Below are 25,800 nucleotides of genomic sequence, written 5' to 3' on the forward strand. Positions count from 1 at the left end.
CTCTCGGGCGCGGGGCGTCCGCTCGGGTGGGCGTCATTCGGCTGCTTGTTCGGGTCGACGGAATGGTGGGGCGGACGCGTCGCACCCTAGTTGGGCCGAGGGGCGGGGGCCGGATTCCTCAAGTGCCCGTCGAGCGCGGTTCCGGGCGCTCTGGTGGGGCACCTCCGGGCAGACCGGTGCGGCGGGTCGGCGCGGCGGGTCGGCGCTCGACGGTGTGACGGGCGGGGCGCCCGGCGCGGACGGGGCCCGGGAACGTACCATCGGCGAATGGCTGACATGACGGAAACCACGCCAGGCTGGCTCGCCCCCGAGGAGCTGGAGACCACCCGCGCCAAGATGCCGATCCTGTACGTCGAGGCCGTGCCGGTCCGCGTCGACGACGCCGGCGAGGTCACCCAGGTCGGTCTCCTGCTGCGGATCGGACCGGACGGGACGGTCAGCCGCACGCTGGTCTCCGGCCGGGTGCTGCACCACGAGCGGATCCGCGACGCCCTGCTGCGGCACCTGGAGAAGGACCTCGGCCCGGTGGCGCTGCCCCGGATCCCCGCCTCGCTGCAACCGTTCACGGTCGCCGAGTACTTCCCGACCCTGGGGATCACCGAGTTCCACGACCCGCGCCAGCACGCGGTGTCGCTGGCGTACGTCGTGCCGGTGGTCGGCGACTGCCGGCCGCGCCAGGACGCGCTCGACCTGGTCTGGTTCAGCCCGCAGGAGGCCGCCTCCCCGCTGGTGCAGCAGGACATGCCCGGCGGTCAGGGGGCGCTGCTCAAGCGGGCCCTGGCGCACGTCGGCTGCCTGAGCTGAGCACTCCGGCCGGGGCCCGCACCGGCGAGGTGCGGGCCCCGGCCGGGAGCCGGTCAGGGGATCGGTCAGGGAGCCGGTCAGGCCCCGGCGGATGCCAGCCGGGCGGTGCGCCGGGCGGTCGCCTCGACGGGGTCCAGCACCGGCACGGCCGCCAGCAGGCCCTTGGTGTACGCGTGCTGGGGGGAGTCGTACACGGCGTCGGCGTCGCCCTGCTCGACGATCCGCCCGGCCCGCATCACCGCGACCCGGTCGCTCACCTGCCGGACCACGGCCAGGTCGTGGGCGATGAAGACCAGCGCGAGGCCGAGGTCGCGCTGCAACTCGCCCAGCAACGCGACCACCTGGGCCTGGGTGGTGACGTCCAGTGCGGAGACCGGTTCGTCGCAGACGATCAGTCGCGGCTGCGGCGCGAGCGCCCGCGCGATGCCGACCCGCTGGCGCTGTCCGCCGGAGAACTCGTGCGGGTAGCGGTGGTACCAGCTGGCGTCGAGGCCCACCCGTTCGAGGAGCTCGCCGACCCGGGCGCGGATGCGGCGATCGTCGCTCTCACCGGCGATGCGCAGCGGGTCGGCGATGGACTCCCCGATGCTGCGGCGCGGGTTGAGCGAGGACACCGGGTCCTGGAAGACCATCTGCAACTCCCGCCGGAGCGGGCGCAGTTCATTCTCCCCGAGCGCTCCGATGTCCCGGCCGCGGTAGTGCAGCCGGCCGCCGGTCGGCTCCAGCAGCCGGACCAGCATCCGCCCGAGCGTGGTCTTGCCGGAGCCGGACTCGCCGACGATGCCCAGCGTCTCGCCCGCACGCACGGTGAGCGAGACGCCGTCCACGGCGGCCACGGGGGCCGTGCGGCGGGTGAGGCCGCCGCGGGTCGCGAACTCCCGGCGCAGGTCGGTGGCTTCGAGCAGGACGTCGCCGTCGGTGCGCCCGGCGGCGGCGCCTCCGGCAGGCCCGGCAGACCCGGTGTGCGCAGCGCCAGCAGCGCCCGGAGCGTCGACCCGGGGCACCGCCGACAGCAGCGCGCGGGTGTACGGCTCGCGCGGCGCGCCCAGCACCTCGGTGACCGGGCCGTGTTCCACCGCCCGGCCGTCCTTCATCACCAGCACCCGGTCGACGCTCCCGGCGACCACCCCGAGGTCGTGGGTGACCAGGACCAGCCCGGCCCCGGTCTCGGCCCGCAACTCGTGCAGCAGGTCGAGGATCTGGGCCTGGACGGTGACGTCCAGCGCGGTCGTGGGCTCGTCGGCGACCAGCAGCCGCGGCTCGCAGGCCAGGGCCATCGCGATCAGCACCCGCTGGCGCATGCCGCCGCTGAACTCGTGCGGGCGCGACCGCGAGCGACGCGCCGGATCGGGGATGCCGACGCGGCCGAGCACCTCGACGGCCCGGGCCCTGGCGGCCCGGCGGGAGACGGCCCGGTGGACGCGTACGACCTCGGCGATCTGGTCGCCCACCGCGTAGTACGGGTCGAGGGCGGAGAGCGGGTCCTGGAACACCATGGCCGCCAACCCGCCGCGCAGCCGCCGCAGTTCGTCGCCCTCGGCGGTGACGGCGTCGACGCCGGCGACCCGGACGGAGCCGCCGACCCGGGCGCCGGTGCCGCGGTGCAGGCCGAGCAGTCCGTAGGCGACGGTGCTCTTGCCCGACCCGGACTCGCCGACGATGCCGAGCGCCTGCCCGGCCTCCAGGGTGAAGCCCACGCCGTCGACGGCGCGTACGTGCCCGTCGCCGACCGGGAAGTCGACGACCAGGTCCCGGACGTCGACCAGGGGAGGAGCCAGGGGTTCGGCGCTCACGTCAGGACCACCCTTCGATCGGTCACCGCGTAGAGCACGTCCGCGACGACGTTGGCGAGGACCACGGCGAACCCGGTGACGAGGGTGAGGCCGACGACGGTCGGCAGGTCGATCAGGCTGACCGAGCTGACCAGCAGCTTGCCGAGCCCCGGGAGCCCGAACAGCGACTCCGTCAGCACGGCGGACCCGAACATCGTCCCGAGGTCCATGGCGGTGAGCGCGATCACCGGGGTGAGCGCGCCGCGCAGCGCGTGCCTGGTCACCAGGCGCCGCTCGCTGACGCCGTACGCCCGGAAGGTCCGGATGTGGTCGTCGGCGAGGGTCTCCAGCATGGACGAGCGGGTCAGCCGGGCGTACTTGGCGGACTCGATGAGCGCGAGCGAAACCCAGGGCAGCAGCAGGCCCCAGAACCACTGCTGCGGGTCCTCGGTGAGCGGTACGTAGCTCGGGAACGGCAGCCACTGGAGCTGGGCGCACAGGACGATGAGCAGCACCAGGCCGATGACGAAGACCGGGATGGAGTTGCCGGCCAGCGTCAGCGCGGTCAGCAGCCGCTCGCTGAGCCGGCCCCGGCGCAGCGCGGAGAGCAGCCCGGTGCCGACCCCGAGGGCCAGCCAGAGCACCATCGCGCCGAGCGCCAGCGAGGCCGTCACCGGGAGCCGGGCGGCGATCATGTCGGTGACCTGCTCGCCGCTGCGGTAGGAGACGCCCAGGCACGGCGCCGGGCAGTGCAGCAGGCCCGTTCCGGCGCTGAAGTCGCGGCCGGCGACGACGCCCTGGAGGAAGTGGGCGTACTGGAGGTAGACCGGTGCGTCGAGGCCGAGGCGTTCGCGCACCTGGAGGACCTGGGCGGGGCTGCACTTCTCGCCGCAGGCCAGCTGGGCGGGGTCGCCGGGGGCGATGTAGAAGACCGCGTAGACGATCAGCGAGATGGCGAGCAGGACGCCGACCATGCCGATGGCCCTGCGGAGCAGGAAGCGGGTCATGCGGGGGCCTCCTCGGCGGCGGCCGACGGGCCGGGGCGGGCGGAGTCCGGCGAGCTGTTGCCCGACGAGCCGGCGCCGCGCGCCGTTCCGACCCGCAGCCGGGAGGCCGCGCGGGGGTCGAGCTCGGTGCGGACGGCGTCGCCGAGCACGGTGAAGGCGAGCACCGTGGCGAACAGCAGTGCGGACGGGAGCAGCACGTACATCGGGTCGGCGCGGAACCAGGTGGTCGCGCCGGAGAGCATCTGGCCCCACGACGAGGTCGGCGGCTTGACGCCCACGCCGAGGAAGGACAGCCCGGCCTCGGCGATCACGTTGGACGGCAGCAGCACCGCGGCGTAGGTGATGACCGGCGCGGCCAGGGACGGCAACAGCTCCCGGCGGGCGATCTGCCAGCGGGTGGCGCCGGCGAGCCGGGCCGCGGCCACGTAGTCGAGCTGGCGGAGGCTGAGCGTCTGCGCCCGGACCAGCCGGGCGGTGCCGGCCCAGCCGAGCAGCCCGATGACCAGGGTCAGCAGGAGCGGGCGGGGGAAGTCGGAGGGCACGACCGCCATCAGCGAGATGGCGAAGACCAGCGAGGGCAGCGCGAGCATCACCTCGGTGGTGTTGCCGATCAGCTGGTCGAGCAGCCGGCTGCCGAGGCCCGCGGCGAGGCCGAGCAGGACACCGATGGTGACCTGGACGAGGGTGGCGCCGACGGCGACGAGCAGCGAGATCCGGGCGCCGTGGACCAGTCGGGCGAACACGTCGCGCCCGGTGCCGGGTTCGACGCCGAGCCAGTGCTCGGCGCTGACGCCGCCGAAGGAGCCGGTGGGCACTCCGCCGGCCGCCGAGTCGAGCAGGTCGTTGTGGTAGCTGGTGGGGTCCTGGCCCTCGATCGCGCTGAGCAGCGGTGCCGCTGCCGCGATCAGGGCGAGCAGGGCGATGACGAGGCCGGCGGCGAGGACGGCGCGCCGTGCGAGCAGCCGCCGCCACACCGTCCGGCCCCCGGCGGCCGGGGCGGCCGCGAGGGCCTCCCCGGCCTGGGGTTCCTGTGGAGCCATGGTTGTCTGACCGATCCGTCCGATCCCGCCCGCTACTTGACCGCGACCTGGGAGATGTCGAGCACGCCGGTCCAGTCGCTGATGACGATGTTGCGGACGTCCTTGCCCGACAGCCGCTTGTAGACGGGGTGGAACAGCGGGACGGTGAGGGCCTGGTCGCCGATCCGCTTGTCCAGGGCGCCCCAGCGCTTGGCGGCCTCGGCGTGGTCGGTGATCTTGTTGATCTGGTCGATCTCGTCGTTCACCGACGGGTCGTCCAGCTGCGCGGAGTTGAAGTTGTAGCCGTCGGTGACGATCTGCCGGCCGTCGAAGATCGGCGCGAGGAACGGGCCGCCGGAGGGCCAGTCGGCGCCCCAGCCGGAGAGGAAGAGGCCGGGTTCGGTGCTGACGGTGTGGATCGTCTTGGAGTACCTGGTGGAGTCCAGGGCGTCGAGCTGGACGGTGATCCCGGCCGCCTTCAGGCCGTCCTGGACGGCGGTGGCCAGGTTCGGGCCGTAGCCCTTGCCCGATTCGGTGGAGTGGGTGAGCGTGATGGTCAGGCCGTCCGGGTAGCCGGCCTCCTTCAGCAGCTCCTTGGCCTTCTCCGGGTTGCCGGTGGCGCCGGCCGGGAACGGGTCGTACGGCGTGTACCCGAAGGTCTCCTGGGTGGGCAGGTAGGTGGTGGCGGCCTCGGCGAGCGAGGAGCCGCCGGCGGCGTTGACGACCGAGGTGCGGTTGAGCGCGTAGGCGACGGCCTGCCGGACCTTGGGGTTGTCGAAGGGCTTGACCTTGGGGTTGAACGCCAGGTAGTTGACGTAGCCGAAGTGGCCGGTGCCGACGCGGGCGGCGAGCGCCTTGTCGTCCTTCACCTGGGCGAGCTCGGAGGGGCCGAGGTTGGTGTCGGTGGTGACGGCGGCCGCGTCGGCGCCGGTGCCGGCGGAGAGCCGCTGGTTGATCACCGCCGGGTCGAGCCCGGACTGCACGTCGACGGTGTCCGGGTACGCCTTGCGCTGGTCGTCGTTGGCCGCCGACCAGTTGGGGTTGCGCTTGAGGACGAGGTGTGCGCCGTCGTTCTCGTTCTTGACGACCTGGTAGGGGCCGGAGGAGACGGGGTGCTCCTGGTACTTCGTCCCGGTGTCCTTGGCCTTCGGGACGGGGGCGAACTGCGTCTGGGTGGCCAGGTACGGGAAGTCGCCCTCGGGCTTGTTGAGGCGGAAGGTGATGGTCTTCTCGTCCGGCGTCTCGATCGCGTCCAGACCGCGGCCGTCCTTGTACGGGCCCTGGTAGTCGGCGGCGCCGACCAGCCAGTCCCTCAGGAATGGCGCCCCGCCGGAGAGTTCGGGGGCGAATGACCTTTCGATGCCGTACTTGATATCGGCGGTGGTGATCGCCGAGCCGTCCTCGTACTTCAGGCCGTCCTTGAGGTGGTACGTCCACACCGTCGCGCCCTCCGAGGGGGTGCCGGTGTCGGTGGCGAGGTCCGGGACGACCTTGGTGCCGGCCGCGCCGTCGGCCCGGTTGCGGGTGGTGAGGGTGCGGAAGACCAGGGAGGGCACGTTGCCGCCGCCGGAGGTGTAGAGCCGTGCGGGGTCGAACTGGTCCTGCGGGTTCTGGTTGAGGACGGTGAGGGTGCCGCCCTGCTGCGGTGCGGCGTCCTTGCCGGTGCTTCCACCGCCGTCGCCCTTCGGTCCGCACGCCGCGACTCCGACGGCCAGGGCGACGGTGACGGTCGCCGCGGCGAGGCGGCGGGGGGTGAAGGTGGTTCGAGACATCGGAAAGGGGGCCTTTCGCTACCGATGGTGTACGGAGGAAGGCGGGCGACAGTGAGGCCGTGAGGAGAGTGAGCGGCACCGCGCCCGCAGGGAGGGGCGATGTCCCGGGGCGGCGATCACCGCTACGCGTCGGGACAGGCGGATTCAGCGACAGAGATTGTCGGAAACGCAGTGCGCGGCCACGCCGATCAGCGCCAGCTCGATGGCGGCGCACTCGATCGGGTGACGGTCAGACATGCCGAGAAGACTGTATGACTTTAAGCGGAATGTCAAAACTCCGGATACCATCCGGCCGCCACCGGAACTCCGGGAACGGATTACGGCCCGGACACCGGGAGACCGTGCGGAAGCGGGGGGAAACCCGGGGCCCGGGCCCGCCGGACCGGCGGGCGCGACATCACCCGAGTGGGTGCCGCGCCCCTGCGAAGCGCCGGCGCCCCGAAGGCCCCGAACCGCCCGCCGGGCGGCCGTCCCGGGCCCTCGCGCACTTCCGTCTGCGGGTTGCCGCGCGCGGGCGCCTGCCCAAGCATGGGTGAACGTGATCGGCGATCGCGCGCAGCGCGGCCGCCCTACCGAGCGGAGCCGGACGTGGCCCCTTACCTCGAAACCGATCAGGACGCCCTGGTGGCGAGCGCACTCGCCGGATTCGCCCGGGCCCACCCATCGCTCGTCGTCCACGACCCCGACCTCGGATTCGTCCGCGCCCGTGACCGGGCCCCCGGGCGCCGGGTCGGACTGCTCTCCGGCGGCGGCTCCGGGCACGAGCCCCTGCACGTCGGATTCGTCGGCCGGGGCATGCTCGACGCCGCCTGCCCGGGCCGGATCTTCGCCTCACCGCACAACCGGCAGATCTTCGAGGCCTCGCGCGCGGTCGCCGGCGAGGACGGCGTCCTGCACATCGTGAAGAACTACACCGGCGACCGGATCAACTTCGGCATCGCGGCCGAACGGCTGCACCGCCAGGGCATACCGTGCGCCAGGGTCCTGGTGGACGACGACCTCGCCTCCGAGTCCGAGTCCGTCGCCGCCGGCCGGCGCGGGACGGCGGCCACCGTCCTGGTGCAGAAGATCCTCGGAGCGGCCGCCGACCTCGGCCTCGGACTGGCGGAACTCTCCCTGCTGGGAGCCGAGTTGGCCGGGCGCTGCCGCAGCATCGCGGTGGCCGGCGCCGCACACACCTCCCCGGCCACCGGCCGGCCGGCCTTCGAGGTGTCGGACCGGACGGTCGAGTTCGGCGTCGGCATCCACGGCGAACGGGCCGAACTCTCCCTGGAGTGCGAACCGCTGGCCGTCCTGGTGGGCCGGATGGCGCTGCGCCTGCTGGAGGCGCTGCGCCCGGCCCGCGCCCCCCTCGTCGCGCTGGTCAACGGGCTGGGCGCGACCACCGGCCTGGAGCTGTACGCGGTCCTGTACGAACTGGCCGCCGTCCTGGACGCCGGCGGGCGCCGCCTGGCGCGCAGCCTGGTCGGCGACTACGTCACCGCCCTCGACATGCGGGGGTTCTCGATCACCCTGCTCGCCGCCGACGAACAGACGCTCGCGCTGCTCGACGCCCCCGCGTACACGGCGGCCTGGCCGGTCGCGCAATCGGCGCCGGCCCCCGGTCACCAGGAGGTCAGGAGATGACGGGCACGAAGGCCTTCGACGGCGTCTTCACGGCGGGCTGGATGCGACGGTTCGCCGAGACCGTCGCGGTCACCGAGGAGGAGCTCACCCGGCTCGACCAGGCCGCCGGGGACGGCGACTTCGGCGTCAACCTGCTCACCGGCGTGCGGTGCGCCCTGGCCGCGCTGGACCGGCTGCCGCCGGGGCGCCAGGCCGCCGCGGTACCGCTGGGCGCGGCGGCGGGCGCCTTCCTGGACGAGGTCGGCGGGACGAGCGGGCCGCTGTTCGGCCTGGTGCTCCAGGAGCTGGCGGCGGCCGTCGGCGCCGGCCCGCTGACCGGCCCGGCCCTCGCCCGGGGAGCGACGGCGGCGCTGGAGGCCGTCCAGCGGGTGGGAGAGGCGCGGCCGGGTGACAAGACGCTCGTCGACGCCCTGCACCCGGCCGCACTGGCCCTGCGCGGCTGCACTCCCGATGCCCGCCCGGACGACTGCCTCGCCGCGGCCGCCGCCGCGGCCGCGGCGGGCGTCCGCCGGACCAGGGCCCTGCGGGCCCGCCGCGGCCGGGCCAGCTACCTCGGCGAACGGGCCTCGGGAGTGCCCGACCCGGGCGCCGTGGGCATCGCGCTGCTGTTCGCCTCCGCGCACGCGGTGCCGCGGACGCTGGACGGCGTGCTGCTCGGTGACAGCGCTGCTGACAGCGCGTCCGCCGACACCGTGCCGACCGACACCGCGTCCACCGACACCGCGTTCGACGGGCCCGATCCGCTGTGCGGGCCCGAGCCGGCCCCCGCCGGCCCGTGACCGCCCGGCCCCGGCCGGGTGGCGCCCAGCCGGCTCCCCGGCCGGCTTGCGCTCCGCCGGGCGCTGCTCGGCCGGGGGCCGCCCCGCCGAGGGCTGCTCAGCTGGTGAGGGCGAGAGCGCTCCGGCGCCGGACCCAGTCGAGCAGTCCCGGCTCGCCCAGGGTGGCGACCCACAGGTCGACCGCCTCCCGCGCCTCGGCCGAGGGGTTCGGTCCGACACCGATCACCCGCAGCCCCGCCAGGACGGCCGAGCGGATGCCGCAGAAGGTGTCCTCCACGGCGAGGCAGTCGGTGGGCTCGGCGCCGCACAGCCGGGCGGCGGTCAGGTAGACGTCCGGCGCCGGCTTGGGCCCGATCCCCTCGGCCGGGACCACGATGTGCTCGAAGTGTTCGAGCAGTCCGGCGCCGCCGAGTCCGGCCTCGATCACGTCGCGCGGGCAGTTGCTGGCGACCGCCAGCGGGACGAACCCGCTGAGCCGGCCGACCAGTTCGGCCGCGCCCGGCATCGGGACCGGGTCGGCGTCGACGAGCGCCCGGAAGCTCACCAGCAGCCGGTCGGTCAGCTCCGGCGCCAGCGAGGGGTCGCCGGCGGTCTCGGCCATCAGCCGCCCGCAGTCGGAGTAGTGCAACCCGGCCGCGCGCGCCGTGAACTCCGGTCCGGCCGTGAGTCCGTAGCCTCGCAGCACCTCCGCACGGGCCTGGTGCCAGTGCGACTCGCTGTCCATCAGCGTGCCGTCGCAGTCGAAGACGACGGCTGCAGGGGTCCAGTCGTTGATTCTCTCCACGGTCATGCCTACGCCCTTCAGGTGGGATTGGCTTTGTGGGATTCGCCGGAGTGTGCGTCGGGACGAGGGGGGCCGGCCACGGCCCGGGGCCGTGGCCGCTTGCCGACCTGTCCGGGGCCGGAATCTGGAGTGCGGCGGAACGACGCGCCTCGGCGTCCGGATCGGAGAAAACGATCCGGAACATAACGATCGCAACGTTACGATCGATATGTTTCGCGGTCAAACTTGGCGGCCCTAGATTTGCCGGGTCTTTACTTCAATAGCCCAACGACCCCGCGGCGGTGATATGACCGTTCTGACGAATATGAAAAACGCACAAATGCTCGTACTCGGTGATGTCGACTTCCGGGAGGGGGGCGAACTCGGTGAACCGCACGGCCTTCATGCGGTAGTCGACGGGGTGCGACAGCCGCCCCGCGCTGCGCAGCGCCGCGGCCTGCCGGGCCGCCTCCAGCAGCACCATGCCGGGCATGTGGTCGGACGAGTGGTCGAAGAAGAACGGGTGTGCCGGGTCGGCCGGGCAGATCAGGAGCGCGTCGTCCGCCCGCGAACCGTCACTCGCCCGCGAACCGCCGCCCGCGCGCGTCACCAGCACGTCGGAGGGCAGGGAGACGCCGACCTCCGCCGGTGACGGGGGGTCGGGGGGCGGGCCGGAGTCCGCGGGATCCCCGGCCAGCGCGGTGCCGCGCAGGGCCGGGTAGGCGGGCCGTTCGACGAAGCGCGTGCCGCCCTCGATCCGGGCGAACACCACTCCCCGCGCGGAGCAGTCGACCCGCAGCCGCATGCCGGTGGGCCGGTGGTTTTCGGCCGAGGTCCGCAGGCCGTGCACCTGGGCCCGGCAGAGGACCGCCGCCGGGCCGTCGCCGCGCGGCTCGGCCGCCGGGTCGACCCGGCAGGACACGTCGGTGATCAGCAGGTGCGTGTCGGCCGGCACGCCGTAGTGGCGCAGCGGCAGGTAGATGCCCAGCTGGCGGGCGGTCTCCACGGCGATCAGCGGGTCGTGCCGCTCTCCGCGTCCGCGCGGGAAGGTGGGGTGGGAGCGGGGCCACTGGGCCGCCGCCTCGAAGCGGTCGCCGCCTCGGGCCCGGACGTCGGTCAGCAGCACCTCCGCCACGGCGGCGCGGTGGACCAGTTCGCGGGGGACCGTGCGGGACCAGCTGAGCGGTCGGGCAGGATGCCGGGCCGCCGAGGAGGGGAGGAAATCCAGCATCTTCATATTTACAGAAAATATCAATCTCCTTGGTTTCGCATGTCGTCAGTTGGCGCTCCGGCCCGCGGATCACTACAGTGCGTGCGAAAAGCCGGGGTGATCTTGAAAAGGCAGAGGCGCGTGCAGAATCGGGCGGAGACGACACGGAGGTCAGTCCTCGAATCAGCTGCGCGATTGTTCGACGAACGCGGGTACGCGGGCACCAGCATCAGCGACATCAGCGCGGCCTCCGGCAGGACGAGCGGGGCCATCTACTTCCACTACACCAGCAAGGAGAACCTGGCCCGCGCCGTGATCGAAGCGCACTTCGCCACCTGGCCGGAGCTCGTCGCGCGCCACACCCGCACTCCGGTGCCGGCGCTGGAGCAACTCGTCCGGCTGAGCTTCGCGGTGGCGCGGGCCTTCCGCGACGACGTCGTGGTCAGGGCCGGCGCCCGGCTCTGGTCCGAGCGCGCGGCCATCGACGCCGACCTCCCGGTGCCGTTCGTGGGGTGGATCGACACCGTCCGGGTCCTGCTCGAACGGGCGGGCAGCGAGGGCGAGCTCGCCGCCCGGGTCAACCCGTCGACCACGGCCCACGGCGTGATCTGCGCCTTCTTCGGGCTGCACACCGTCTCCGACGCGATCGACGGACGGCGCACCATCGAGGAGCGCCTGTGCGACCTGTGGGAACTGCTGCTGCCGGGGCTCCAGAAGAACCCCGACCCGGCCGCCCTGCTCGCCTCGGTCCGGCCCAGGCCGTCCGCGCGCGCCGACGGGTGGGAAACCGGCGGGAATTGACGCGGAATCGACCCCCCGCCTTCCGGGAGGAGGCCGCGCCGCTGCGCACCGGGCCCTAGCATGAATCACCACGTCCGGGGCCGGCGGTGCGGCGGAGAAGAGGCGTCAGGGCTATGGCAGCGGTTCAATGGGCGGCCGGGCCGTCCGGTCAGGGGTCGGTCCAGGTACTGGAGTTCCTGTTCGCCTTCCTGCTCTCCGGCCTGATCGGGGTCGAGCGGCAGATCCGCCAGAAGTCCGCGGGCCTGCGGACGTACACGACGGTGGGCAGCGGCGCGGCGCTGTTCACCCTGGTGAGCAAGTACGGTTTCGCCGACGTGATGCGCGCGGGCACCGTCGAGCTGGACCCGTCGCGGATGGCCGCGCAGATCGTGTCGGGGCTGGGTTTCATCGGCGCCGGGGTGATCTTCGTGCACCGGGGCTGGGTGCAGGGGCTGACGACGGCGGCCACCATCTGGCTCACCGCGGCGGTGGGCTCCGCCGCGGCCGCGGGCCTGCCGCTGCTCGCGGCGCTGACCGTCGCGGCGTACTTCCTCGCGTCCTACGCGATCAGGCCGTTGCTCAACCGCCTGCCCGCGCTGCACCGGCCCGCGGTCTCGTACCGCATCGTCTACCGTCCCGGCAGGGGGGTGCTGCGGGACGTGCTGGACCAGTGCACCCGGGCCGGCTTCGCCGTCTTCGAGCTGCGCACGCTGTCCGGCACGGACGGGGAACTCCCCGGCGAGGTCTCCGAGAAGCCCGTCGAGGTCGCCCTGTCGGTGCAGGGGCAGGGCGACGCCGGCGGGCTCACCGCGCAGCTCGCGGCCGTGGCGGGAGTGCTGACCTGCGTCCGCGGCCGGTCCGACGAGGAGTGACGTCCCGGCCGCGGGGGAGAGCGCGTCAGCGGGCGCCGAGGGCCGGCAGGCGCTCCATGATCCGTTCCATGCCGCTGGTCCAGTTCGCCTCCAGGGCGGCGACGGCCTGCTCCATGTCGTCGTCGAGGAGGCACTGGGCGATCCGCTCGTGCTCCTCGGCGGCGCGTTCGAGGATCTCGTGGTCGCCGACGACCACCCGCTCGTAGCGGTGGAGGGTGAGTTTGAGCGAGTCGATCAGCTCGCGCAGCCGGGCGTTGGAGCAGCCGGAGAGCAACAGCGCGTGCCAGGCGTCGTCGTAGCGCTCTATGGTGCCGTGCGGGGCCTGGGGCGCGGAGAAGGCGCGGGCCTCCGCCAGCAGCCGGGGCGCGATGGCCGAGAGGTGCGCGCGGTCGGAGGTCCGCAGCGCCAGCGACTCCAGGGCGATCAGGATGGCCGTGAGGTCGAGGAACTCCTGTCGGCCGGTGGGTGCGAAGCGAAAGCCCTTGCCGCGCTCGCTGGTGATGATGCCTTCGCGCTCCAGACTGATCAGCGCCTCGCGCAACGGGGTGCGGCTGACGCCCAGTTCCTCCGCGAGGTGGACCTCGTTGATCGACTCGCCGGGGGTGAACCGGCCGTGGCTCAGCCGCTCCAGGAGTTCGTCCTTCACCTGTTCGCGCAGCGGACGCCGCTCGATCGCCATCGGGCTTTCCCTTCTTCCTCGGTCCGTAGCGTACCGGCCGGGCGACTGGTCAGGCGGTCCCGGCGCCGTCCACGGCGATGATCGCGCCGCTGACGAACGTGGAGGCGTCACTGGCGAGGAAGGCGACCGTCTGGGCGATGTCCCGAGGCTGGCCGATGCGGCCGAGCGGTCGGTCGGCGGCGTCGGCGTAGAAGGCGTCCGGGCTCTCGCCGAGCTGGCGGGCCTCCTCGGCGAGCATACCGGTGTTGGTGTCACCGGGGCACACGCAGTTGACGCGGATGTTGTCGGGGCCGTGGTCGATGGCCATGGCCCGGGTCATGTTGACGACGGCGCCCTTGGAGGCGCAGTAGGAGACGGCCCGGCCGCCGCCCCGGATGCCCCAGCCGGAGCCGGTGTTGATGATGCTGCCGCCGCCGTTCGCAGCCATCAGCGGCACGACCAGCCCGCTGAGCAGCATGACGGAGCGGACGTTGACGGCCATCACCTGGTCCCAGTCGTCGTCGGCGATGTCGCAGACGGTGGACCGGCGGATGATCCCGGCGTTGTTGAACAGCACGTCGACGCCACCGTGCAGGTCGACGGCGGTGCGCACGGCCCGTTCGCAGTCGGCGCGCTGAGAGACGTCGCAGCGGACGAAGGTGCCGCCGGTTTCCTTGGCGGCCTGCTCGCCGCGGTCGGCGTCGAGGTCGGCGAGGACGACGGCCGCGCCGAGTTCGGCCAGCAGCGCGGCGGTGGCCCGGCCGATGCCGGAGGCGGCGCCGGTGACGATGGTGCGCTTGCCGTGGAGGTCGATCACTGAGGGCTCCTCTTCAGGGGGTCAGGCTGGTTGGGGAGGTCGGGCCGGTCAGGCGGTCAGGCGGTAGACGGCGCTGGTGTGGCGGCCGGTGATCACCCGGACGTGCCCGGACAACGCGTCGTCCAGCTCCGGGTCGCCGGTGTCCAGCAGCAGCGGGCGGCCCGCGAGGGCGGCGAGCTTCGCCTCGGTGGCGAGGACGAGCAGCCGCTCGCGGCCGGCGGCGTGCAGCAGTTCGGGGGTGAACTGCTGATTGCCGCGGCCGAGCAGGAAGCCCTGGCCGCCGATCGGCGAGAGCGCGATCCACGGGGCGGCGGGCAGGGCCAGCAGTTGGTCGGCCCGGGCGTCGCGGATCACGACGCGGGCGGCGCCGCCGGGTTGGAGGCGGAGCACGTCGACGCCGGTCAGGCAGGCGTCCGCCGCGCCGAGTGCCGTGGCGACGGCGTGCGTCGTGCCGCCCGGGCCGAGGGCGAGCAGCTCGCCGGGGCCGACGCGTTCGGCGACCTCGGCGGCGATGCCGCCCAGCGCCTCGGAGTCGGCGGTGGAGCTGCCGGTCTTGCGCTGCTGGACCCGGGAGGGCAGGACCGGGACGGTCAGCCACCCGTGCAGGCGGGCGGACACCCGGCCCTCGCGTAGCGCCGCCTCGTCGCGGTCCACGACCTCGGCGGACGCCAGCCGGACGCCGCCGCCCGCCCAGGCGGCGGCCACCTCGGCGGCGGCGCGGGGGTGGACGGCGAAGACGGCGGAGTGCATCTTGACGCCGGCCGGGATGCCGAGGACGGGCGGTCCTGGCTCCGGACCGAGCGTGCCGAGCGTGCCGAGTGCGTCGAGCGTGCCGAGCGCGTCGAGGACGTCGCGGGCCGTGCCGTCGCCGCCGCAGAACAGCAGCAGGCCGGCGCCGGCCGCGACGAGGGCGCGGACGGCCGCGCGGGTGTCCGCCGCCGTGGTGTCCGGGCCGGCGGGCCGGTGGACCACCGTCGGGTCGAGGCCGGCCGCCCGCGCCGCGTCCGCACCCATCGGCCCGGCCGCCGTGAGCAAGGTCGAGTGCGGTGCGAGCAAGCTGAACTGACGGAGCATCAGTTCTGTACGGGAGCTCGCGGCCGGCCGGGCGCCGAGGGCGCGGGCCCGCTGCTGGACCTCGGCGCCGTCGCTGCCCTTGAGGCCGACCCGGCCGCCGAGTCCGGCGACCGGGTTGACCACGAGCCCGACGGCGGGGCCGGTCGTCGGTTTCCCACCTGCCGGGCGGGCGGCGGAAGTTGGGCGACCGGCCCCGGGGCCCGTCGTCACGGCTGCTCGCCGAGGACCTTGCGGCGGTAGGCGCGCCAGCTGACGGCCCAGACCGCCGGGTCGTCCAGCGGCTCGTGCCGGATGCGGTGCACGGTGGAGTTGTGCGGGGCCGTACGGACGGTCTCCGGGTCCTCGTAGGCCTCGCGGGCGACCTCGGCGAGGATCGCGGCGTACTCGTCGAGGTCGGCGCGGGAGTAGGACTCGGTCGGCTCCAGCGTCATCGGCTCGGGGACGACGTACGGGTGGTGGCTGGTCCAGTAGTGGGTGCCGAAGTCGGCGGCGCGGTACCCGAGGTCCTCGCTGTGCAGGCCGGTGTCCTCGTTGAGCTGCTGCCAGCTGTAGCGGACCTGCTCGACGCGCGGCCGCCCCTTGGCGTAGGGCACGGAGACGCCGCGGATCCGCTGGACCTGGTGCATCAGGTAGTTGTTGTTGAGCACGGCGGTCTCGGCCACCTCGCGCAGCCCCGCGGCGCCCATCGACATGATCCAGGCGTAGGCGCGGACCAGGTTCGGGACGACGCCCAGGTAGGGGCGGATCTTGCCGATGGACTCCGGCCGGTCGTGGTCCAGGATGTACCGCTCGCCGTCGAACTCGACGGTGGGGCTGGGCAGGTGGGGCGCGAGCTCGGCGGTGACGCCGCAGGCGCCGGCGGCGGGGCCGCCGCAGGCGTGCGGGGTGGAGAAGGTCTTGTGCAGGTTGAAGTGGCACAGGTCGAAGCCGGCCTCGCGGGCCCGGGTGATGCCGAGGACGCCGTTGGCGTTGGCCTGGTCGTAGGCGCACAGGCCGCCGGCCGCGTGCACGATGCGGACGAACTCGGCGATCCGGGGGTTGTAGATCCCGGTGTCCTCGGGGTTGGTGATGAGCAGCGCGGCGGTGCGCGGGCCGACGGCGGCGCGCAGCGCCTCGATGTCGGGGTAGCCGTCCGCGTCCGGGTGCAGGGTGATCACCTTGAAGCCGGCGGTCTTGGCGCAGGCGGCGTTGGAGGGGTGCGAGAAGGCGGTGGTGATGACCTCGTCGCGCTGTTCCAGCTCGCCGCGGGCGGCGAAGTGGGCGCGGATGACGGAGACGTTGGTCCAGATCGCGGCGGAGCCGGCGCCGGGTTGCAGTGAGACCCGGTCCATGCCGGAGACCTCTTTGAGCAACTGCTCCAGCCGGTGGACGAGTTCGAGCACCCCTTGGACGGTCGAGGAGTCCTGGGCCGGGTGCAGGGCGGCGATGCGCGGGTCGCGGACGAAGGCGTCGTTGACCTTGGGGCTGTACTTCATGGTGCAGGTGCCCTGGCCGACGTCGACGTTGAGGTCGGCGCCGAGGTTCTCCTGGGAGAGCCGCAGGTAGTGGCGGAGCACCTGCTGCTGGCCGAGTTCGGGCAGCGCGGCCGGGGTGGCGCGGCGCAGCGCGGCGGGCAGGCGGTCGGCGGGGCTGCCGACGGCGGCGGTGACGCCGGGGCCGGGGGTCGGTGGCAGGATGCCGCGTTCGCCGGGCGCGCCCAGTTCGAAGATCAGTTTCTCGTCCCAGCGGGCCTGGTGGAAGCGGCGCAGGGCGGGCTTGGGGGCGATCCGCGGGTCGGTCCCGCCGCTGGTCTGACGGTCCGTCACTTGACGATCTCCTCAAGGGCGGTGGCGAGGCGGTCGATGTCGGCCTGGGTGTGGAGCTCGGTGACGCAGTAGCGGCCCTCGTGTTCCCCGGCCGGGGTGCCGGCGTGCAGGCCGCGGGCGAGCAGTGCGGCGGCGACCTCGGCGGCGGTGCGCCCGCCGGTGTAGCGGAGGGTGAAGTCGGCGAAGTGGACGGCCTCGGGGTCGGCGAGTTCCACGCCGGGGGCCTGGGCGAGGCGCCGGCGGGCGTAGGCGGTGTTGGCGAGGATGGTCTCGCCGATCTCGCGCATGCCGTGCGGCCCCATCAGCGAGAGGTAGACCCCGGCGGCGATGCCGTGCAGGGCGGCGGCGGTGCCGACCCACTCCTTGCCCTCCTCGCGCACGGCGAAGGAGGTCCGCTCGTAGGCGACGTCGCCGAAGCCGTACTCGCCCGGCACGTCGGTGGGGGTGAGGCCGAAGAGGCGGCTCGGGTACTCGGCCACCAGGCGTTCGTCGTCGGCGCTGGCGATGAAGCCCGCGTTGCCGCCGCCGAAGCTGGGGTGGATGCCGAGCGGCTGGAGGTCGCCGCAGGTGAGGTCGGCGCCGAAGGAGGCGGGCGGGGCGAGCACGCCGAGGCTCAGCGGGTTGGCGCCGACGACGGCCAGCGCGCCTGCCTGGTGGGCGAGTTCGACGTACTGCGGCAGTTCGGGGTCGATGCGGCCGCAGTGGTCGGTCAGTTCGGCGAAGACGGCGGCGGTGTCGCCGGCGGCGAGGGCGGCGCGGACGGCCCCGGGTTCGGCCGGGACGAGCACGAGGTCGTGGACGCCGCGCACGTAGTCGCGGATCCGGGAGAGCTTGTCCGGGTCGAGGTCGCCGACCAGGAGGAGGCGGCGGCGCCCGGTGGCCCGGCCGGCCATCCGCAGTGCGGTGGCGGCGGCCTGGAAGCCGTCGTAGGTCGGCACGTTGACGACGTCGACGGCCAGTAGTTCGGCCATCAGCGACTGGTACTCCCACAGGGCCTGGAAGCGGCCGTGGTCCTCGTACGGCTCGCCGGCGTAGGCGGTGAGGAACTCGCTGCGGTTGACGACCTCGTCGACCACGGCGGGCACGTGGTGGCGGTAGCAGCCGGCGCCGAGGAAGCTGCGGCCGGGCGGGACGGCGGTGTTGCGGGCGAGCAACTCCTCCATGTGGGCGACCAGTTGTGCCTCGGAGTCGAGTGGCTCGGGCAGTCGCAGCGGGCGGTCCAGGCGGAGCTCGGCGGGGATGTCGGCGTAGAACTCCTCGACGCTGTGCGCGCCGATCGCCGCCAGCATGGCCTTCTTCACGTCGGGGGCGGCGTTGGGGATGTACGGGTGGGTCCGGGGGGCGCGTGCGGTCATCCTGGCACCTTCCGCGATTTCGGTCACAAGCCTTGACGGCACTGTGTGTGCTGAGTTCTGTATACAGCATTCGGCATTCACTCTTCAGGAGGCAAGATGTCGGGAGGAAAGAACTCAACCGGCACCCGGCACAGACACCTTGACGCTCCGGCGGGCAACCGGGCCGGATCCGGACCGGGCCCCACCCGGCGCCGGGTCCTCGGCGCCGGGCTCGCGGGCGGCGCGCTGCTGCTGACCGGGGCGACGGGCTGCGCCACCGGCGGCGCCGGCGCCCCCGACGCCAAACGGCTGGACGCGAGTTCGGGCGGCAAGGCCGCCGGGAAGATCACCATCTGGTCCTGGGACGTCGCCGCCAAGGCCATGCAACGGCTCGGCAAGGCCTTCGAACAGGCCCACCCCGGCACCACCGTCGACGTCGTCGACATCGGCTACGACAACGCCTACGACAAGATCACCGTCGGACTCGGAGCCGGCAGCGGACTCCCCGACGTACTGACCGTCGAGGGCCACCGAATGCCCACCTACATCGGCAACTTCCCCCACGCGCTGGTGGACCTGACCAGCCGGGCCGGCGGCCTCGCGAAGGACTTCGCGCCGTCCGTCTGGCGCACCGTCACCGACGCGGGCGGCCGCGTCCTCGCCCTGCCCTGGGACAGCGGCCCGTGCGCCCTCTTCTACCGCCGCGACCACTTCCAGCAGGCCGGAATCGACCCCGCCACCCTCACCACCTGGGACGACTACCTCGCCGCCGGCACCACCCTCAAGGACCGCACCGGCAAGAAACTGCTCATCCTGGACGCCAAGCAGGACAGCATGTTCGCCCTGCTGCTCCAACAACAGGGCCAGGGCTGGTTCGTCGACGGCAAGGTCGCCGTCGCCTCACCCGCCGCCGAACGGGCGCTCACCCTGATGAAGCAGCTCGTCGACCGGGGCCTGGTCGACTTCGAGAACGGCTGGGACGGCCTGGTCTCCGGCACCCACGACGGCAAGGCCGCCACCACCCCCACCGCCGCCTGGTGGGACGGCACCCTCACCGGGGACATGGCCGACCTGAACGGCAGGTTCGGCGTCGTCCCCCTGCCCGCGTTCGACCCCGGCGGCTGCCGCACCTCCAACAGCGGCGGCTCCACCCTCTCCGTCACCGCACAGAGCAAGAACCCCGAACTCGCCTGGGAGTTCCTCTCCTTCCTGCTCGCCGACCGGGCCAACCAGGCCTCGATGATGGAGCACGAAGGCCTCTTCCCCGCCTACCTCCCGGCTCTGGACGACCCGTACTTCCAGCAGCCGGACCCGTACTACGCGAACCAGCCCGCCATGCGGCTCTTCGCCGACCTCGCCCGGTCCATCCCCACCGTCGAGACCACCGCCGACGACTCCAAGGCCGGCGACATCGTCAACACCGCCGTCAACCAGGTGCTGCACAACGGAGCCGACCCCGGCACCGTGCTGCGCTCCGCCGCCCGCCAGATCGCCACCGCGACCAGTCGCCAGCCGGCCCCGTAGGGACACGCGCCATGACCAGTCTCCAGGCCCCCGCCCCCCGGATGGCCGCCGCGCCCGCGCGCACCACGCCCACCCGGCGACGACGGCTGCCACGCTCCGCGGCCTGGCTCTTCGCCGGGCCCACGGCCGTGCTCTTCATCCTCTTCTTCGCCTATCCGCTCGGCGCCAGCCTCTACCAGAGCTTCACCGCCCGCCGGGACGGCGCCACCGTCTGGGTCGGCCTGGACCAGTACCGGCGCATGCTGGACGACCCGGCCTTCCTGCACTCCCTGGTCAACACCGGGATGATCCTGGCCGTCCAGGTGCCCGTGATGATCGGGCTGGCGCTGGTGCTGGCCGTCCTGCTGAACCAGTCCTGGCTGCGCTTCCGGGCCGGCTGGCGGGCCGTCTTCTTCCTGCCCGCCGTCACCACGCTGGTCGCCTACGCCGTCGTCTTCCAGGTGCTGCTGCGCACCGACGGCGGCCTGGCCAACCAGCTCCTGCACGCCCTGGGCGCAGGCCCCGTCGACTGGCTCAACTCGCCCACCTGGGCCCGGATCTCCCTGATCGGCTCGGTCACCTGGCGCTGGACCGGCTACAACGCCGTCATCCTGCTCGCCGGCCTGCACGCCATCGGCCGGGACCAGTACGAGGCCGCCGCCCTCGACGGCGCGGGCACGCTGCGCACCTACACCAGCGTGATCCTGCCGCAGCTGCGGCCGGTGGTGCTGTTCTGCGTCATCACCTCCACCATCGGCACGCTCCAACTCTTCGACGAGAACTACGTGCTGACGCGCGGCGGCCCCGGCGACGCGACCCTCACCCCGGTGGTCTACCTGTACAAGGTCGGCTTCCAGCAGCTCGACTTCGGGTACGCGGCCGCGATCGCCTGGGTCGTGGTGCTGGTCATCGCGGCCGTCTCCCTCCTCCAGTTCCGGTTCTACGGAAGGGAACGCCGCCGATGAGCACCACCTCCGCCCGCCCCCGGCCCGCCCGGCCGGCGGCCGTCCGCCCACCGGCGGCCCGCCCGCTGACCGCCCGGCTCGGCCGCGGCGCCGTCCTGGCCGTGCTCGCCCTCGGCGCCGTCGTCAGCCTGGTGCCGTTCGCCTGGATGCTGATCGCCAGCACCCACAGCAGCTCCGAACTCTTCCACTCCCCGCCGCCGTTCCTGCCCGGCGGGGAACTGCTGCGCAACCTGGCGCACCTCCAGCAGAGCATCGGCTTCGGCCGGGTGCTGCTCAACAGCCTCGGCGTCGCCGTCGTCTACACCGCGCTGAGCTCCCTGCTGTCGGCCATGTGCGGCTACGGGCTGGCCAAGTACCGGTTCCGGGGCCGCGGGCTGCTGCTCGGGCTGGTGCTCGCGACCATGATGATCCCGCTCCAGGTGCTGCTCGTCCCGCTGTTCCAGATGATGGCCAGCGTCGGCTGGATCGACAGCTACCAGGCGGTCATCCTGCCCTTCCTGGCCAACTCCTTCGGCATCCTGCTGATGCGCCAGGGCTTCCTGGACTTTCCCGACGAACTCCTGGAGTCGGCGCGCATCGACGGCTCCGGCGAACTGCGCACCTTCTACCAGGTCGTCCTGCCGTGCGTGCGGCCGCAGCTGGGCGCACTCGTGATCTTCACCTTCATGGGCCAGTGGAACAGCTTCATCTGGCCGCTGCTGATGCTCAACACCGAGGACAAGTACACCGTGCCGGTGGCGCTCAACACGCTGACCGGGCTGACCCACGTCGACTACTCCGGCCTCATGCTCGGCTCCCTGCTGGCCACCCTCCCGCTGGTGCTGCTCTTCCTGGTCTTCCAGCGGCAGTTCGTGGCCGGCCTGCTCGGCGGAGCGCTGAAAGGATGACCCCCCGCATGACCCCCCGCACACCTTCCCGCGCAGGCGCACTCACCCGCGTCCCCGGCCTCCTCTACGGCGGGGACTGGAACCCCGAGCAGTGGTCCGAGGAGGTGTGGGCCGAGGACGTGAAGCTGATGGCCGAGGCCGGCGTCAACCTGGTCACCGTCGGGGTCTTCTCCTGGGCCCGGCTCCAACCCGCCGCCGAGAGCTGGGACTTCGGCTGGCTGGACCGCCTGCTCGACCTCGTCCACGGCCACGGCATCGCCGTAGACCTGGCCACCGCCACCGCCTCGCCGCCCGCCTGGCTGGTCCGCGCCCACCCCGAGCTGCTGCCCGTCACCGCCGACGGCGTCCGGCTGGAGTTCGGCTCGCGCCAGCACTACTGCCCCTCCTCCGCCGTCTACCGGGCCGCCGCCGCCCGGCTCACCCGGGCCCTCGCCGAGCGCTACCACGACCACCCCGCACTCGCCCTGTGGCACATCCACAACGAGTACGGCGACCACGTCCAGGAGTGCTTCTGCCCCGCGTCCGCCACCGACTTCCGGCGCTGGCTGCGCGAGCGGCACGGCGACGTCGACGAACTCAACCGCTCCTGGGGGACGGCGTTCTGGTCGCAGCGCTACGGCTCGTTCGACGAGATCGAACCGCCGCGCGCCGCGCCGGGGCCGGTCAACCCGACCCAACTGCTGGACTGGCGCCGGTTCTGCTCCGACGCGCTGCTGGCCCTGCACCGCACCGAGAAGGCCGTCCTCGACGAGGTCTCACCGGGCGTGCCGGTCACCACCAACTTCATGTCGATGCTCAAGTCGCTGGACTACTGGGAGTGGAGCCGCCACGAGGACCTCGTCTCCGACGACGCCTACCCCGACCCGGCCGACCCCCGCACACACGTCAACGCGGCCATGAACTACGACCTGATGCGCTCCCTCAAGGGCGGCAAGCCGTGGCTGCTGATGGAACAGGCCCCCTCGGCCGTCAGCTGGCGGCCCGTCAACCTGCCCAAACGGCCCGGCCTGTACCGGCTCTGGTCGCTCCAGGCGCTGGCCCGGGGCGCGGACGGCGTACTGCACTTCCAGTGGCGGGCCTCCGTCGCCGGGGCCGAGAAGTTCCACAGCGCGATGCTCCCGCACCGCGGCACCTCCTCGCGCGGCTGGCGGGAGACCGTCCGGTTCGGGGCCGAGCTGCGCCGGCTCGGCGAGATCGCGGGCAGCCGGATCCGCGGGCGGGCGGCCGTCCTGCTCGACTGGGACAGCTGGTGGGCACTGGAGCTGGACGACCACCCCTCCGCGCGGATGCGCTGGCTCGACCTGCTCCGGCCCTGGTACGCGGCCCTCCACGACCGCGGCGTGACCGTCGACTTCGTCCCGCCCACCGGCGACCTCGACGGCTACCGGCTGCTGCTCGCCCCCAACCTGTACCTGCTCGACACCGCCACCGCCGACCGGCTCACCGCCTTCGTCCAAGCGGGCGGCCACCTGGTCTGCGGCCCGTTCAGCGGCATCAGCGACCGGCACGACCACCTCCACCCCGGCGGCCACCCCGGGCCGCTGCGGCCGCTGTTCGGCCTCGTCGTGGACGAGCACTGGCCGATCCCCGACGGTGCCGCCACCACCGTCCGGCTCGACGACGGCGGGCCGGAGCTGCGGGCCGAGCACTGGAGCGAATGGATCGACACCGAGGGCGCCGAGACCGTCGCCCGCTACGCCTCCGGCGAGCTGGCCGGCCTGCCCGCCGTCACCCGGCACCGCCACGGCACCGGCAGCGCCTGGTACCTCGGCTGCCACCTCGGCGCGGACGTCGGCCGGGTGCTCGACCTGCCGCTCGCCGAAGCCGGGGTGGGCGCCGAACTGCCCGGCCTGCCGGCCGGCGTCGAGGCCACCCGCCGCCGCGCCGCCGACGGCACCGACTACCTGTTCCTGCTCAACCACGGCCCCGCCGCATGCCGGGTGGCGCTGGACCGGCCCGGCACCGACCTGCTCACCGGGGCCGACACCGGCCGGGGCCTCACCCTCGCGCCGCTCGGCGCCGCCGTCGTCCGCGTCCCCGCGGCCGGCCCCGACCCGGCCTCCCCACCTCCGTCTCAGTCCACGCCCCCGTCCACGCCCGCCGAGGAGCGCACATGACGCCGTTGTCCCGCCGCCGACTCCTGGCCGCCACCGCCGCCACCGGCACCGCCCTCGCCGTGGTCGGCGGCGTCACACCGGCCGCCCACGCCGACGACCGCCAGGCCGACCCGTCGGACCTGTCCAACCCGTCCGACCTGACCGATCCGTCCGCCCTCTCCGACCGCTACGCCGACGTCCTCGACCTGCACGGCACCCCCGCGCAGGCCTACCCCGGCGACGCCACCGGCAACAACCCGATCAACGTCTTCGCCGACCTCGGCGCCTGGCACGCCTACGCCCTGCCGCGCCCGCAGGACCCGCTCGGCGGCTTCACCGGCCCGCTCCACCTCGCCCAGGAATACCCGTGGTGGCTCAGCGACGGCCTCAACCGCCTCCAACTGACCGAGCAGGGAAAGGTCCTGGACCTCGCCGCCGGCGGCGCCCCCCGGCTCACCTCGCTGCCCGGACTGCTGCGCCAGTCCTACGACCTCGGCGGCCGCCTGGCGCTCACCCTGGAACTGCGCTTCGCCGGCAACCGCACCGCCCTGGTCAGGGCCCGGCTGGCCAACGGCGGCCCGGCCGAGCGGAACCTCCAGGTCGCCTGGACCGGGGCACTGCTGCGCCCGGCCGCCGGCCCCCAGCACGACGCCCCCGCCCTGGTCGCCGCCGAGCGCGGCATCGCCGTCCGGTTCGCCCGGGTACGGCAGACCTGGGACTACCTCACCGACGGCACCGAGCGCTTCGAAGTCCGCCACGCGGCGCCGGTGCGCACCACCGTCAGCGGCGACGGCCACCGCACCGAACTGGCCGGGGCCGTCCGGCTGGCCCCGGGCGCGGCCCGCACCCTGGACTGGGCCGAGAGCTACACCTTCACCGACGCCGAGCACGCCCGCGCCGTCGCCGAGGCGGACGCCGCGCTGCGCGCCCCCGACCGGGTCGCCACGGCGGGCGCCGCCCGCTGGGCCGGGTACGTCGCCCGGGCGACCGAGGGCGTCCCCGCCGCGCGCCGCCGGACGGCCGTCAAGTGCGTGCAGACCCTGGTCACCAACTGGCGCAGCCCGGCCGGGCGGATCCGGCACGACGCCGTCACGCCCACGCTCTCGTACAAGTGGTTCAGCGGGGTCTGGGCCTGGGACACCTGGAAGCAGGCCGCCGGCACCGCCGTCTTCGCCCCCGACCTGGCCGCCGACCAGATCCGGGCGATGTTCGACCACCAGATCCGCCCCGACTCCGCCGACCGCCCGCAGGACGCCGGGATGATCCCGGACTGCGTCTTCTACAACGACCCGAGCACCGGCGGCGGCAACTGGAACGAGCGCAACTCCAAGCCCCCGCTGGCCTCCTGGGCCGTCTGGGAGGTGTACCGACGCGGCGGCGACCGGGCGTTCCTGCGCGAGCTGCTGCCCAAACTGACCGCCTACCAGGACTGGTGGTACCGCACCCGGGACCACGACGGCGAAGGCCTGTGCGAGTACGGCGCCACCGTCGACCCGGGCAACGCCGCCCCGGCGGACTGCCTGGCGGCGGCGGCCTGGGAGTCCGGCATGGACAACGCGCCGCGCTTCGACGCCGCCCTCGGCGCCGCCGTCGTCGCCAACCGCAGCGCGCAGGGCGCCCTGCTGGGCTGGTCGCTCACCCAGCGCTCCGTCGATCTCAACGCCTACCTGGCCGCCGACCACCGGGCCCTGGCCGCCATCGCCGCCGAACTCGGCGACCGCACTGCCGCCCAGCGGCTGCGCGGACGGGCCGAGGCGATCGACCGGGCCGTGCGCGACACCATGTTCGACCCCGCCACGGGCTGGTTCCACGACACCGACCTGGCCACCGGCGCCCGCCTCACCGCGCGCGGGCGCGGCATCGAGGGCGCCATCCCGCTCTGGTCCGGCACCGCCTCACCCGCCCAGGCCCGCGCGGTCCGCAGGCTCCTGCTCGACCCGGCCGAGTTCGGCACCGCGCTGCCGTTCCCGACCGTCGCCCGCAGCTCGCCCTCCTTCGACCCCGCCGGGTACTGGCGCGGGCTGGCCTGGATCGACCAGACCTACTTCGCCATCGAAGGCCTGCGCCGGTACGGCTGGAACCAGGACGCCCGCCGGGCGACGGACCGACTCCTGACCACGGCCGCCGGGCTCGGCGGCGACGGTCCGCTGCGGGAGAACTACGACCCGCTGACGGGGGAGGGGCGGAACTCGACCAACTTCAGCTGGTCCGCCGCCCTGCTCCTGCTGCTGCTCCGCGCCTGACCGATTTGGCCCGG

21 protein-coding genes and 1 pseudogene are annotated in these 25,800 nt (G+C 73.6%); 10 read left to right on the top strand and 12 right to left on the bottom strand.

Annotated elements, in window-relative coordinates:
- Positions 1-276: 276 nt before the first annotated feature.
- Complete coding sequence (locus ACFWPI_RS27730; protein ID WP_063345851.1) at positions 277-804, top strand: NUDIX hydrolase family protein; 528 nt, start codon at positions 277-279, stop codon at positions 802-804.
- 77 nt (positions 805-881) lie between these two features.
- Here the strand turns inward: ACFWPI_RS27730 and ACFWPI_RS27735 are convergent, their stop codons facing one another.
- From ACFWPI_RS27735 to ACFWPI_RS27755, 5 genes are all read right to left on the bottom strand, one after another.
- Positions 882-2,582, bottom strand: coding sequence for an ABC transporter ATP-binding protein (locus tag ACFWPI_RS27735; protein WP_380373753.1), 1,701 nt, complete (start codon positions 2,580-2,582; stop codon positions 882-884).
- A gap of 11 nt (positions 2,583-2,593) precedes the next feature.
- Entirely contained in the window at positions 2,594-3,583 is a 990-nt protein-coding gene (locus ACFWPI_RS27740; protein ID WP_363622942.1) for an ABC transporter permease, read from the bottom strand.
- Positions 3,580-4,623, bottom strand: coding sequence for an ABC transporter permease (locus ACFWPI_RS27745; RefSeq protein WP_380373695.1), 1,044 nt, complete (start codon positions 4,621-4,623; stop codon positions 3,580-3,582). The genes ACFWPI_RS27740 and ACFWPI_RS27745 overlap by 4 nt, the downstream gene beginning before the upstream one ends.
- A 32-nt stretch (positions 4,624-4,655) precedes the next feature.
- The gene (locus tag ACFWPI_RS27750) at positions 4,656-6,374 is read right to left on the bottom strand and encodes an ABC transporter substrate-binding protein (protein WP_380373698.1); all 1,719 of its coding nucleotides are present in this window, start codon (positions 6,372-6,374) and stop codon (positions 4,656-4,658) included.
- A gap of 144 nt (positions 6,375-6,518) precedes the next feature.
- Complete coding sequence (locus ACFWPI_RS27755; protein ID WP_317620150.1) at positions 6,519-6,611, bottom strand: Ms4533A family Cys-rich leader peptide; 93 nt, start codon at positions 6,609-6,611, stop codon at positions 6,519-6,521.
- Between the two features lie 351 nt (positions 6,612-6,962).
- On the opposite strand from ACFWPI_RS27755, the gene ACFWPI_RS27760 reads away from it, so the two are divergent.
- Positions 6,963-8,000 carry a dihydroxyacetone kinase subunit DhaK gene (locus ACFWPI_RS27760; RefSeq protein ID WP_063345848.1) on the top strand — a complete coding sequence of 346 codons (1,038 nt, stop codon included), beginning with the start codon at positions 6,963-6,965 and terminating at the stop codon, positions 7,998-8,000.
- Positions 7,997-8,644, top strand: a pseudogene (dhaL, locus tag ACFWPI_RS27765) (dihydroxyacetone kinase subunit DhaL); the annotation flags it as partial. The gene ACFWPI_RS27760 and the pseudogene dhaL, both read left to right, overlap by 4 nt.
- 232 nt (positions 8,645-8,876) lie before the next feature.
- On the opposite strand, the gene ACFWPI_RS27770 reads toward dhaL, so the two are convergent.
- Together ACFWPI_RS27770 and ACFWPI_RS27775 are read right to left on the bottom strand one after the other, a co-directional pair.
- The gene (locus tag ACFWPI_RS27770; RefSeq protein ID WP_063345846.1) at positions 8,877-9,569 is read right to left on the bottom strand and encodes an HAD family phosphatase; all 693 of its coding nucleotides are present in this window, start codon (positions 9,567-9,569) and stop codon (positions 8,877-8,879) included.
- A 250-nt stretch (positions 9,570-9,819) separates the two neighbouring features.
- On the bottom strand, positions 9,820-10,779 hold the full coding sequence (locus ACFWPI_RS27775) for a ScbA/BarX family gamma-butyrolactone biosynthesis protein (protein WP_380373703.1): 960 nt from the start codon (positions 10,777-10,779) through the stop codon (positions 9,820-9,822).
- Between the two features lie 114 nt (positions 10,780-10,893).
- Between ACFWPI_RS27775 and ACFWPI_RS27780 the strand changes: the two genes are divergently transcribed.
- Together ACFWPI_RS27780 and ACFWPI_RS27785 are read left to right on the top strand one after the other, a co-directional pair.
- Positions 10,894-11,553, top strand: a complete 660-nt coding sequence (locus ACFWPI_RS27780; protein WP_380373706.1) for a ScbR family autoregulator-binding transcription factor — start codon at positions 10,894-10,896, stop codon at positions 11,551-11,553.
- Positions 11,554-11,666: 113 nt separating this feature from the next.
- Positions 11,667-12,404, top strand: a complete 738-nt coding sequence (locus tag ACFWPI_RS27785) for an MgtC/SapB family protein (protein WP_380373709.1) — start codon at positions 11,667-11,669, stop codon at positions 12,402-12,404.
- 25 nt (positions 12,405-12,429) lie between these two features.
- Here ACFWPI_RS27785 and ACFWPI_RS27790 read toward each other — a convergent pair whose 3' ends face one another.
- From ACFWPI_RS27790 to gcvPA, 5 genes are all read right to left on the bottom strand, one after another.
- On the bottom strand, positions 12,430-13,083 hold the full coding sequence (locus tag ACFWPI_RS27790; RefSeq protein WP_380373712.1) for a GntR family transcriptional regulator: 654 nt from the start codon (positions 13,081-13,083) through the stop codon (positions 12,430-12,432).
- 49 nt (positions 13,084-13,132) lie between these two features.
- Positions 13,133-13,879 carry an SDR family NAD(P)-dependent oxidoreductase gene (locus tag ACFWPI_RS27795; RefSeq protein WP_380373715.1) on the bottom strand — a complete coding sequence of 249 codons (747 nt, stop codon included), beginning with the start codon at positions 13,877-13,879 and terminating at the stop codon, positions 13,133-13,135.
- A 48-nt stretch (positions 13,880-13,927) separates the two neighbouring features.
- Positions 13,928-15,076 carry an ATP-NAD kinase family protein gene (locus ACFWPI_RS27800; protein ID WP_380373718.1) on the bottom strand — a complete coding sequence of 383 codons (1,149 nt, stop codon included), beginning with the start codon at positions 15,074-15,076 and terminating at the stop codon, positions 13,928-13,930.
- Positions 15,077-15,159: 83 nt separating this feature from the next.
- A complete protein-coding gene (gene gcvPB / locus ACFWPI_RS27805; RefSeq protein ID WP_380373721.1) occupies positions 15,160-16,758 on the bottom strand; it encodes an aminomethyl-transferring glycine dehydrogenase subunit GcvPB in 1,599 nt (532 codons plus the stop codon).
- Positions 16,755-18,113 carry an aminomethyl-transferring glycine dehydrogenase subunit GcvPA gene (gene gcvPA, locus ACFWPI_RS27810; RefSeq protein ID WP_380373724.1) on the bottom strand — a complete coding sequence of 453 codons (1,359 nt, stop codon included), beginning with the start codon at positions 18,111-18,113 and terminating at the stop codon, positions 16,755-16,757. The genes gcvPB and gcvPA overlap by 4 nt, the downstream gene beginning before the upstream one ends.
- A gap of 96 nt (positions 18,114-18,209) precedes the next feature.
- On the opposite strand from gcvPA, the gene ACFWPI_RS27815 reads away from it, so the two are divergent.
- Genes ACFWPI_RS27815 through ACFWPI_RS27835 form a run of 5 tightly spaced genes read left to right on the top strand, consistent with a single transcriptional unit; the run spans position 18,210 to position 25,786 of the window.
- A complete protein-coding gene (locus ACFWPI_RS27815) occupies positions 18,210-19,616 on the top strand; it encodes an ABC transporter substrate-binding protein (RefSeq protein ID WP_380373727.1) in 1,407 nt (468 codons plus the stop codon).
- Between the two features lie 11 nt (positions 19,617-19,627).
- The gene (locus ACFWPI_RS27820) at positions 19,628-20,560 is read left to right on the top strand and encodes a sugar ABC transporter permease (RefSeq protein WP_363376447.1); all 933 of its coding nucleotides are present in this window, start codon (positions 19,628-19,630) and stop codon (positions 20,558-20,560) included.
- Complete coding sequence (locus ACFWPI_RS27825) at positions 20,557-21,447, top strand: carbohydrate ABC transporter permease (protein ID WP_380373730.1); 891 nt, start codon at positions 20,557-20,559, stop codon at positions 21,445-21,447. Before ACFWPI_RS27820 ends, ACFWPI_RS27825 begins: the two co-directional genes overlap by 4 nt.
- Before the next feature lie 8 nt (positions 21,448-21,455).
- On the top strand, positions 21,456-23,564 hold the full coding sequence (locus ACFWPI_RS27830; RefSeq protein ID WP_380373733.1) for a beta-galactosidase: 2,109 nt from the start codon (positions 21,456-21,458) through the stop codon (positions 23,562-23,564).
- Positions 23,561-25,786: a trehalase family glycosidase gene (locus ACFWPI_RS27835; RefSeq protein WP_380373736.1), complete on the top strand. Its 2,226-nt coding sequence runs from the start codon at positions 23,561-23,563 to the stop codon at positions 25,784-25,786. The genes ACFWPI_RS27830 and ACFWPI_RS27835 overlap by 4 nt, the downstream gene beginning before the upstream one ends.
- Positions 25,787-25,800 lie beyond the last annotated feature (14 nt).

The sequence above is a fragment of the Kitasatospora sp. NPDC058492 genome (assembly GCF_042720685.1).
Classification (GTDB): domain Bacteria; phylum Actinomycetota; class Actinomycetes; order Streptomycetales; family Streptomycetaceae; genus Kitasatospora.

Bases quoted from the DNA above. Each gene is read 5' to 3' on its own strand.
- ACFWPI_RS27750 (WP_380373698.1), bottom strand. From the start codon at position 6,374: ATGTCTCGAACCACCTTCACCCCCCGCCGCCTCGCCGCGGCGACCGTC.
- ACFWPI_RS27740 (WP_363622942.1), bottom strand. From the start codon at position 3,583: ATGACCCGCTTCCTGCTCCGCAGGGCCATCGGCATGGTCGGCGTCCTG.
- ACFWPI_RS27745 (WP_380373695.1), bottom strand. From the start codon at position 4,623: ATGGCTCCACAGGAACCCCAGGCCGGGGAGGCCCTCGCGGCCGCCCCG.
- ACFWPI_RS27835 (WP_380373736.1), top strand. From the start codon at position 23,561: ATGACGCCGTTGTCCCGCCGCCGACTCCTGGCCGCCACCGCCGCCACC.
- gcvPA (WP_380373724.1), bottom strand. From the start codon at position 18,113: ATGACCGCACGCGCCCCCCGGACCCACCCGTACATCCCCAACGCCGCC.
- ACFWPI_RS27730 (WP_063345851.1), top strand. From the start codon at position 277: ATGACGGAAACCACGCCAGGCTGGCTCGCCCCCGAGGAGCTGGAGACC.
- ACFWPI_RS27830 (WP_380373733.1), top strand. From the start codon at position 21,456: ATGACCCCCCGCACACCTTCCCGCGCAGGCGCACTCACCCGCGTCCCC.
- ACFWPI_RS27770 (WP_063345846.1), bottom strand. From the start codon at position 9,569: ATGACCGTGGAGAGAATCAACGACTGGACCCCTGCAGCCGTCGTCTTC.
- ACFWPI_RS27785 (WP_380373709.1), top strand. From the start codon at position 11,667: ATGGCAGCGGTTCAATGGGCGGCCGGGCCGTCCGGTCAGGGGTCGGTC.
- ACFWPI_RS27775 (WP_380373703.1), bottom strand. From the start codon at position 10,779: ATGAAGATGCTGGATTTCCTCCCCTCCTCGGCGGCCCGGCATCCTGCC.
- ACFWPI_RS27825 (WP_380373730.1), top strand. From the start codon at position 20,557: ATGAGCACCACCTCCGCCCGCCCCCGGCCCGCCCGGCCGGCGGCCGTC.
- ACFWPI_RS27790 (WP_380373712.1), bottom strand. From the start codon at position 13,083: ATGGCGATCGAGCGGCGTCCGCTGCGCGAACAGGTGAAGGACGAACTC.
- ACFWPI_RS27820 (WP_363376447.1), top strand. From the start codon at position 19,628: ATGACCAGTCTCCAGGCCCCCGCCCCCCGGATGGCCGCCGCGCCCGCG.
- ACFWPI_RS27815 (WP_380373727.1), top strand. From the start codon at position 18,210: ATGTCGGGAGGAAAGAACTCAACCGGCACCCGGCACAGACACCTTGAC.
- ACFWPI_RS27755 (WP_317620150.1), bottom strand. From the start codon at position 6,611: ATGTCTGACCGTCACCCGATCGAGTGCGCCGCCATCGAGCTGGCGCTG.